The sequence below is a fragment of the Candidatus Methylomirabilota bacterium genome, assembly GCA_036002485.1.
In the GTDB taxonomy this organism is placed as follows: domain Bacteria; phylum Methylomirabilota; class Methylomirabilia; order Rokubacteriales; family CSP1-6; genus AR37.
Window position 1 is genome coordinate 1 of the sequence record DASYTI010000125.1, and the last position, 9,473, is coordinate 9,473.

Annotated in this window: 7 protein-coding genes; 4 read left to right on the forward strand and 3 right to left on the reverse strand. The window is 68.6% G+C overall.

Features of this window, described 5'->3' with window-relative positions; genetic code table 11:
• A partial coding sequence (locus VGT00_13005) for an ABC transporter substrate-binding protein (GenBank protein HEV8532331.1) occupies positions 1–419 on the forward strand: 419 nt, incomplete at its 5' end.
• A 207-nt stretch (positions 420–626) separates the two neighbouring features.
• Entirely contained in the window at positions 627–2,156 is a 1,530-nt protein-coding gene (locus VGT00_13010) for an ABC transporter substrate-binding protein (protein HEV8532332.1), read from the forward strand.
• Positions 2,157–2,280: 124 nt separating this feature from the next.
• Here VGT00_13010 and VGT00_13015 read toward each other — a convergent pair whose 3' ends face one another.
• The gene (locus tag VGT00_13015; protein HEV8532333.1) at positions 2,281–3,000 is read right to left on the reverse strand and encodes a gamma-glutamyl-gamma-aminobutyrate hydrolase family protein; all 720 of its coding nucleotides are present in this window, start codon (positions 2,998–3,000) and stop codon (positions 2,281–2,283) included.
• A gap of 23 nt (positions 3,001–3,023) precedes the next feature.
• On the opposite strand from VGT00_13015, the gene VGT00_13020 reads away from it, so the two are divergent.
• Positions 3,024–4,793 carry a gamma-glutamyltransferase family protein gene (locus tag VGT00_13020; GenBank protein ID HEV8532334.1) on the forward strand — a complete coding sequence of 590 codons (1,770 nt, stop codon included), beginning with the start codon at positions 3,024–3,026 and terminating at the stop codon, positions 4,791–4,793.
• Between the two features lie 82 nt (positions 4,794–4,875).
• Here the strand turns inward: VGT00_13020 and VGT00_13025 are convergent, their stop codons facing one another.
• Entirely contained in the window at positions 4,876–6,930 is a 2,055-nt protein-coding gene (locus tag VGT00_13025; GenBank protein ID HEV8532335.1) for an ATP-binding protein, read from the reverse strand.
• Between the two features lie 93 nt (positions 6,931–7,023).
• Between VGT00_13025 and VGT00_13030 the strand changes: the two genes are divergently transcribed.
• Complete coding sequence (locus VGT00_13030) at positions 7,024–7,863, forward strand: dienelactone hydrolase family protein (GenBank protein HEV8532336.1); 840 nt, start codon at positions 7,024–7,026, stop codon at positions 7,861–7,863.
• Positions 7,864–8,171: 308 nt separating this feature from the next.
• Here VGT00_13030 and VGT00_13035 read toward each other — a convergent pair.
• Positions 8,172–9,473: MFS transporter (locus VGT00_13035; protein ID HEV8532337.1), on the reverse strand; the 1,302-nt coding region annotated here is incomplete at its 5' end.

Sequence of the window (9,473 nt, forward strand, 5' to 3'; positions counted from 1 at the left end):
TCCAGGCGCAGCTCGCCAAGATCGGCCTCAAGGTGCGCATCGAGCTGGCCGATTTCCCGACCTTCCGCCGGCGCTGGCTGCAGGAGCGCCAGTGGGACCTCGTGCAGATTCAGTGGGACGCCGACCTCGACCCCGACGAGACGCTCTATCCCGAGCTGCACTCGACGGAGACGTGGAATGCCGGCAAGTGGGTGAACAAGGATTTCGACCGCGCCGTCGAGCTGGCGCGGGAGGAGAACGACTTCAAGAAGCGGAAGAAGTACTACGACGATTCCGTGCGGGCCCTCCTGGAGGATGCGCCGGTGGCCATCCTGCTCCACGTCAACGAGCAGAAGATCCACCACAAGTACGTGAAGGGCTTCCAGATGATCCCGGCCGGCCTGATCGACATGCACCGCGTCTGGCTCGACCGGGCCTGAGGCGCCTCCGACCTCCCGGTGCTCGCGGCCGTCGGCGGGCGGATGCTCGTCGCCGGCCGCGAGCCCGGGTGCATCCCGCTCGATCTCGTCGAGCGGGTCATCGGGCGCAGGGCTCGGGATTGACAATCTCCCGCTTTTCCCGATAATCCCCTCACCTTCACCGTCCTCTTGTTTCGCCCGAGCCCGCGACGCAGGGGAGGTTACACCATGAGCCGACGGTCCCTACTCGCCGCCCTGCTCCTCACGCTATGCGTCTGGACACCCGTGGCCGCTGCCCCCGAGGGCCAGTTGACCTGGGCTGTCCACGTCTCCCTCGCCCCGGCATGGTTCGACCCGGCGGAGACGGCCGGGATCATCACGCCCTTCATGTTCCTCTACGCCATCCACGATGCGCTCGTGAAGTCCATGCCCGGGAACGCGCTGGCCCCGAACCTGGCGGAGTCCTGGACCGTCTCCCCGGACTACCTCGTCTACGAGTTCGTGCTGCGCAAGGGGGTGAAGTTCCACAACGGCGAGCCGGTGACGGCCGAGGACGTCAAGTTCTCGATGGAGCGCTACCGGGGCGCGGGGGGAGGAATCTTCAAGGCGCGGATCACGAGCATCGACGTGGTGGATCCGCACCGGGTCCGTTTCCGCTTCAAGCAGCCGTGGCCCGACTTCATGACCTTCTACGGCACGCCGGCCACGGGGGCGGGGTGGATCGTGCCGAAGAAGTACGTGGAGAAGGTCGGCGACGACGGCTTCAAGAGGGCGCCCGTGGGCGCGGGGCCCTACCGGTTCGTCTCCTTCAATCCGGGCGTGGAGCTGGTGCTCGAGGCCTTCGAGGGGTACTGGCGCAAGACGCCGAGCGTGAAGCGGCTGGTGTTCAAGTCGGTGACGGAGGAGGAGACGCGGCTGGTCATGCTCAAGCGCGGCGAAGCGGACATCGCCTACTCGATCCGCGGCGCCCTGGCCGAGGAGCTACAGCGGACGCCGGGGCTCACCCTCAAGCCCAACTATCCGCCCGGCACCTTCTGGCTCGTCTTCCCCGAGCAGTGGACGGATCCCAAATCGCCGTGGACCGACCGGCGCGTGCGTCTCGCCGCCAACCATGCCATCGACCGGCCGGCCATCAACAAGGCGGAGACGCTGGGCTTCTCCAAGATCACCGGCAGCATCATCCCGGCCACCTTCGAGTTTTTCTGGTCGCCGCCCGTCCATGCCTACGATCTGGCGCGGACGAAGCGGCTCCTCGCGGAGGCGGGCTACCCCAACGGCTTCGACGCGGGCGACTACTACTGCGACGCCTCCTACGCCAACCTCGGCGAGGCGGTCGTCAACTATCTCAAGGCCGCGGGCATCCGCACGCAGCTCCGTCCGCTCGAGCGGGTGGCCTTCATCGCGAACAACCGTGACAAGAAGCTGAAGAACATAATCCAGACGGCGAGCGGGGCCGCCGGCAATGCCGCGACGCGCATCGACGCCTTCGTGGCCGCGGGCGGCACCTTCACCTACGGCACCTATCCCGACGTCGAGGGGCTGGTCCAGGAGCAGGCGAGCGAGATCGACCCGAAGAAGCGGGAGGCGATCCTCCATCGCATCCAGCAGCTCATCCACGACAAGGCGATGTTCGCGCCCATCTGGGAGCTGGCCTTCCTCAACGGCCACGGGCCGCGCGTGGCAGAGTCGGGCCTCACCCTCATCGCGGGGCACCCGTACTCTTCGCCGTACGAGGACTTGAGGCTCAAGGGCAAATAGGTTGCTCGGAGGGGGGCTCCGCCCCCCTTCCGAAGCCTCCCCCCGAATCGATTGCGCCGGCAAAGCCGGCGCTCGAAGCGAAACATACTGGCTCGCGAGGGCGCGGAATTACTCGGACAAACTCCTAGGTACGAGCGGCGGTGACGAGGGCGGCGAAGAGACGGCGGGCGGGCTCGGAGTCCTTGGTGAGGTGCTCGGGGTGCCACTGGACGCCGAGCACCCAGCGGGTGTCGTCGTCCAGCTCGACGCCTTCGATCAGTTGGTCGGGAGCCCACGCCACGGCCGTCAGCCCGCGGCCCAGAGACTTGATGACCTGGTGGTGGAAGCTATTGACCTCGACCTCGTCGGCGCCCATCACGCGCGCCAGCCGGCTCCCGGGCGTCACGGTGACCTTGTGGGTGGGCTGATCCCGCGCTTCCTTCTGGCTGTGCGGCACTTCGGTGCCGGGATCCGTGGCGACGTCCTGATAGAGGCTGCCCCCGAGCGCGACGTTCAGCACCTGGATGCCCCGGCAGATGGCCAGGATGGGCCGCTTCCGGTCGAGTGCGCCCTGGATCACGCCGAGCTCCAGCATGTCGCGCGCCGGCACCACGTCGTAGAGGCTCGTATGCGCGCTCTCCCCGAAGTGGGAAGGGTCCATGTCGCCGCCGCCCGTGAGCAGCAAGGCGTCGAGGCCGCGGCCGAGTCGCTCGAGCGAGGCCGCCGAGAGTTGAGGCGGCAGGAGAACGGGCACGCCGCCCGCCTGCTGCACGGCGTGGAGGTACGCGGAATTCACGTAGGCACGCTCGGGGGTGGCGTCGACGGTCATCGACATGGTCACGCCGACCAGCGGCCCGCGATTCATGCCGCTATGCTACCATACGCGCCATGAGCCTCGACTCCGTCACCTCCCAGAGGGAAGCGGGCGCCGCGCCCGCCGTGGGTCCGATGCAGCAGGTCATGGGCCGGCGCTGGATGGTGGTGGCCGGCCATCCGCTGGCCGCCCAGGCCGCCGCGCGCGTCCTCGAAGCGGGCGGCAACGCCATCGACGCCGGCTGCGCGGCCGGCATGATGCTCGGCGTCGTCCACCCGGACATGGTCAGCTTCGCCGGGGTGGCCCCCATCCTCGTGCACCTGGCGAAGAGCGGCGAGACCTTCGAGGTCTCGGGCGTGGGGCCGTATCCCAAGCGCGCGACGGCCGAGTTCTACCGCGAGCGCCACGGCGGCCAGATTCCCTCGGGACTGCTGCGCACGGTGGTGCCGGCCTCGCCGGATGCCTGGTGCGCGGCGCTCGAGCGCTGGGGCACCAAGACATTCGCCGAAGTCGCCGCGCCGGCCATGGAGTGCGCCGAGCACGGCTTCCCGCTGTCCCTCTTCTCGGCCTATCAGTTCGGTCGCGCCGTCGACAAGATCCGCCGATACCCGACCTCCGCCGCCGTCTACCTCAAGGATGGCCAGGCGCCGCCGGCCGGACATCTGCTCGTGGAGGCGGAGCTCGCGCAGACCATCAAGACGATGGCCACGGCCGAGCTGAAGGCGCGCTCTCGCGGGCGCGCGGGAGCCATCCGCGCCGCGCGGGATGCCTTCTACAAGGGCGACATCGCCGCGCGCATCGCGGACTACCACGCCAAGGAAGGCGGGCTCCTCACCCGCGAAGACCTGGCCGAGTTCTCCGTCGAGGTCGCGCCCGCCCTGAAGACCACCTTTGGAGATTACGAGGTCGCGGCCTGCGGGTTCTGGTGCCAGGGCCCCGTGTTCCTCCAGATGCTCAATCTGATCGAGAGCTACGACATGCGCGCCCTCGGACACAATACGCCGCGCGCTCTCCATATCATGACGGAGGCGATGAAGCTGGCCTTCGCCGACCGCGAGGCCTATTACGGCGACCCGCATCACGTCAAGGTGCCGGCCGACGGGCTCATGTCGAAGGAATACGCACGCGCCCGCCGCGCGCTGATCCGCGAAGACCAGGCGTGGCCGGACCTGCCGCCCGCCGGCGATCCGTTCGGGCTCCGCGCCGTCGCCAATGGCGGCCATGGCGTGTCGGGCCCCGCGACCATCCAGCCCGGAGGCTCGCTCGACACCTCCTATCTCTGCGTGGTGGACGCGGAGGGCAATGCCTTCTCGGCGACGCCGAGCGATCCGGGCGTGGATTCCCCCGTGATCCCCGGGGTGGGCTGTGTGATCTCGCCGCGCGGCTCTCAGGGTTGGCTCACGCCGGGGCATGCGAGCGAGGTGGCGCCCGGCAAACGGCCGCGACTCACGCCAGCGCCGTCGCTCGTGCTACGCGGCGGACGCGTCTTCATGCCCTTCGGCACGCCGGGTGGCGACGTCCAGCAGCAGGCCATGCTCCAGGTCTTCCTCAACGTCACGGCGCACGGCATGACGCCCCAGCAGGCCGTCGAGGCCCCGCGCGTGGCGACCCGGAGCTTCCCCGATTCCTTCTGGCCGCACGCGCATGCCCCCGGCATGCTCGAGACCGAGCGGCGTCTCGCTCCGGAGACCCGCGCCGCGCTCTCCGCCCTTGGCCACAAGGTGGCGGAGTGGCCGGAGTGGGACTGGCGCGCGGGCGGCGTGTGCGCCATCGTGGCCAGCCCCGATGGCGTCCTCATGGGCGGCGCCGATCCGCGGCGCGGAGCGCACGCCATCGGCTGGTAGTCAGATCAGTCTGGTAATCAGATCAGTCTGGTCGTCAGATCAGTCTGGTCGTCGGAGGGCCGCCGTCCGGCGGCTCGCAAGCTCAGGCAGGAGTGGCGGTCGCGACGTAGGCCCGGGTGAGCGCCTTCAGCTCGAAGGGCTTGGCGAGCGTGAAATCCACCATCGAGGTCGCGTCGGCGACCAGGTCCTCCGTTTCGTCCCATCCCGTCATGAGGCCGATCTTGAGATGCGGCCATCGACCTCGGATGGCCCGCGCGACCTCCGAGCCCATCATCCCGGGCATGCCCAGGTCGGTCAGCACGAGATCCACGGGTTGTCCCGCATCGAGCCAGGCCAGGGCCTCTCGACCACCCGCCGCCTGAAAGGCCGTATGCCCCGCAAACGCGAGCATGTCGGCGAGGGCCGAGCGCACCTCGGGCTCATCGTCCACGATCAGCACGCGCAGGTGGCTCGGCTCCGTCGGATCGGGTGAGACGGCGCCGGCCGCCACGGGGGTGGTGATGCCCGTGGCGGGCAGCGTGATCGTCACCGTGGTTCCCCGCCCCGGGGCGCTGGCGATTTCGAGCTTTCCGTTGTGGCGCTGCACGATGCCGTAGGTCACCGAGAGGCCCAGACCGGTGCTCTTGGGGCCCTTGGTGGTGAAGAAGGGGTCGAGGGCTCGCTGACGGACCTCTTCGGACATGCCGACGCCCGTGTCGCTGACCGCGCAATGCACGTCCGCCCCCGTCATCCACGTCTTGACGACCAGGCGCCCGCCGTCCGGCATGGCGTCGATCCCGTTCAGCAAGAGGTTCATCAGAACCTCCCGCAGGGGCGCGAGCTCGCCGGCCACGGGTCGGATGGCGCCCAGGTCGAGCGCCGTATCGATACGGATCTGACGCAGCAGGGCCTCGTTGTGCCAGCGCGGGCGCGTGAGCTCGAGCACCTCCTGCGCGAGCTGATTGAGATCGACGGGCACCGTGCGCGCGACGGGCTGCACGCGGCTGAAGCGCTGTACGCGCCGCACCACCTCTGCCCCGTCCTGGGCCGCCCGCTGGACAATCTCGAGGTATCGGCGCGCGTCGTGATCGGGCGCATTGGCGAGCAGCGTCTCCAGACGACCCAGGATGACCGCGAAGAGGTTGTTCAGATGGTGGGCCATGCCCGAGGCGAGCTTGCCGATGGCGGAGAGCGTCTCACCGCGCACGAGCTGGGCCTGAGTGGCCTTGAGGTCGTCCACCACGCTCTGCAGCTGCCGGGCCGCATCCTGCGCCTCCTCGAGGAGGCGGGCATTGTCCACCGCGTAGCCGATATAGGTCATGAGGGCGTTGAGGAACTGGAGATCGGTTGGCGTGAAGGCGCGGATGACCGTACCGCTGCTCCCGTCCTCTTTCTTGGCCAGGTTGAGCACACCGATGACGCGATCGCCGACGCGCACGGGCATGCACATGAAGGAGCCCGTGCCGTACCGGGGATCGTTCAGCGTGGCGAAGCGCGGATCGAATTCGATGTCGTCCACGATGACCGGCTCGCCCATTTGCGCGACCTTGCCCGCGATGCCCTCGCCCACCCGGATCTCCGTCTGGTTCTGGAGGTCTTCCGGCAGTCCGCGTGAGGCGGCGATGCGAAGGGTCAACTTCTCCTGATTGAGCAGCATGATGGAGCCGATATTGGCCCGGACGGCGCGCATGGTGCTCTGGAGCACGGAGGCGAGCAGGTCCTGGATCTTCGGGATGCGGGCGGAGAGCTCCACGACTTCGTTGAGAGTGCCCAGCTTGAAGACGAGATCTTCGAGCCGCTGGGTGGAGGCGCGGAGGTCTTCGAGCATCTGGTGAAAGGCGCCGGCGAGCTGGCCGATCTCCGCGACCTGTCCCAGCGCCGGCACGCGGGAAGGCTCCATGGCGCCCGGAAGGGGCTCGTCCGGCAGGAGGGGGAGATTGACCTCTTTGGCCAGCCGGGCGATCTGGTCCACCAGCCGCCGGAAGACGACGAAGCCCAGGCAGGCGATGATGAGGGCCATGAAGGAGGCGAACTGGGCTTCGGTCTTGGTGATGAGGTCGGAGACGGACAGGAAGGCGACGAAGAGCATGAGGGGCAGAACGGCGACGAGGACGAAGATGACGGCGGCCGCTTCCCGTATGCTCATCGCTTTGGACACGAAACTTGGGAGCCTCATGGGTGATTGGAACTACTGTAAAATCCCGGGCGTTCATTCTCCAAGCTAAACTGCCGGACCCCAGGGAGGAGAGCCATGGCCAATCCGCTGAGCCGCAGGCAGGTCCTGAAGTATGGCGCATTTACGACGGTGGGTGGTGTCCTGACCCCCGGTGTCTCGCTGGCCCAGGCCATCGTCACCGACACCAGGGGCCTCCTGGCCCGCGACATCCAATTGTCCGTGGGCGGCACGGCCATCCCCGCCTACGACGCGCGGCCCGAGAAGGCCGGGCGCTATCCGATCGTCCTCGTCATCTCGGGCTTCACCGGCAATAGCGAGCACAACAAGGACGTGGTCCGGCGCTTCGCCCAGGCCGGCTTCTACTCCATCGCTCCCGAGCTCTACTTCCGCGAGGGCGGAATGCAGGGGAAGGACTTCCAGCAGATGGGCCAGATCTCGGGCAAGGTCACCCGCGCCCAGCATCTGGGCGACCTCCGCGCCGCGGCCGACTATGCCAAGCAGCAGTCGTGGGCGCGCGCGGACCGGATCGGGGTCACGGGCTTCTGCGGGGGCGGAGCGCTGGCGCTGCACTTCACCGCGGAATATCCCAGCGTGACGGCAGTCGCGCCATGGTATGGCCAGGTCAAGCGCACCTTTCCCGATGCGCCCGGAGTGGACGCCTTCAGCCTCGTGGACAAGATCAAGGCGCCTGTGCTGGGGTTCTACGGCGAGGCGGACACGGGCATTCCCGCGGATGACGTCAAGCGCTTCGAGGCCGAGCTGAGGAAGAAGAACCCGAGCGTGGAGTTCGTGCTCTATCCGGGCGCGCCGCACGCCTTCTTCTCCGACGATCGGCCGCAGGTCTACAAGAAGGAGGCCGCCGAGGATGCCTGGAAGCGTTGCGTGGCCTTCTTCGACAAGCATCTGAAGGTCTAGCGCGTCGGTTTCTCACGCGCGCCTTCGGCGCGCCTCGACGGGCTGGCTTGCGCGGCGGCGGGTGCCGTCGTCCGCTCAACCTCCTCGCCTCGCGCGCCTCCTCGCTCGGGCGCCTCCGCCTGCCCCCCATCCCCCGAGACGGGGGTCGCTCGCCGCTCCGCCTGCGGCGGAGACGGCTCGCGCGGCGGAGGCGCCCTGCGCTTCGGGGCGCGCTACGGCTCGTCGGATTCGCTCCCGACGGCACCCGCCGCCGCGCAAGCCAGCCCGTCGAGGACTGAACCGATGAGATTCAGACAGTTTGGCTTTGGCTAGCTGGCGACGGCGGGAGCGGCTGAGGGAGCTTGGCGGACGGGCGTGGGGCGGGCGCTGATGGGCTCTTCTTTGATGAGGAGGGCGAGGCCGGAGGCGATGAGGGCGAGGAGGGCGGCGGAGAGAAAGGCCCAGGCATAGGAGCCGGTGGCGTCGAAGATGGCGCCGCCCGCCCAGGCGCCGAGGGCCGAGCCCACCTGGTGCGAGAAGTAGATCCAGCCCGAGAGCGCGCCCACGGAGAGCCGGCCGAAGATATTGGCGGTGAGCGTCGCGGTGGGCGGCACCGTCGAGATGTAGTTGAGACCGAAGATGGCCGCGAAGATGTGCAGCGAGGGCACGTTCCACACGTAAAGCAGGAAGATCAGGGAGAGGCCTCGCAGACCGTAGTAGATGGCCAGCGGGACCTTGCGCCCGAAGCGATCGCAGATCCAGCCAGAGGCGATGGTGCCCACGATGTTCATCGCCCCCATGAGGCCGAGGGCCTGTGCCGCGTGCATCTCCGAGAAGCCGTGCTCGGTCGCGTGGGGCACGAGGTGGGTGAGCACGAGGCCATTGGACGTATAGCCGCAGACGAAGAAGGTGGCGGCGAGGAGCCAGAAGGCGGGCACCTGCATCGCCTCTCCCACCGGCACGCGCCGGGTGTCCAGCGCCGACGCCAGGGCCGCCCCGCTTGCTCCGTAGGGCTTGAGTCCCTTGTCGGCGGGATCATCGCGCACGAGCCACAGAATCACGGGAAGGGCGAACACGAGAATGCCGACGCCGATCCAGAGGAAGGACGCGCGCCAGCCGAAGTTGCGGATGAGCAGCATGGCGAGCGGCACGATCAGCATCTGGCCGGCTGACATGGCGCCGCCCAGGATGCCGAGGATGAGGCCGCGGCGCGCCACGAACCAGCGCGCGGCAACCGTGGCCGCGGTCGCGAGCCCGAGGCCGCCGGCGCCTCCGGCCATGAGCAATCCCGCGAAGAGATACATCTGCCACAGGTGGCCGATGAACGCGGAGAGCACGGTGCCGAGGCCGAGGATGGCCGTGGCGAGCAGCATGACGCGGCGGGGGCCCCACACGTCGGCGAGCCAGCCCACGGTCGGGCCGACGGCGCCGAGAACGAAGAGCGACAACGCGGCGGCTCCGGAGAGCTGCTGGCGGCTCCAGCCCAGCTCGGCCTCGATCGGCTTGATGAACACACCGAACATGGCGCGCACGCCCGAGCCCGCCAGCATCACGACGACGACGGCCGAGAGGACTATCCAGCCGAAGTACAGCTTCTTCCGCGAGTCGGTCACGAGATCCCTCCGGCAACT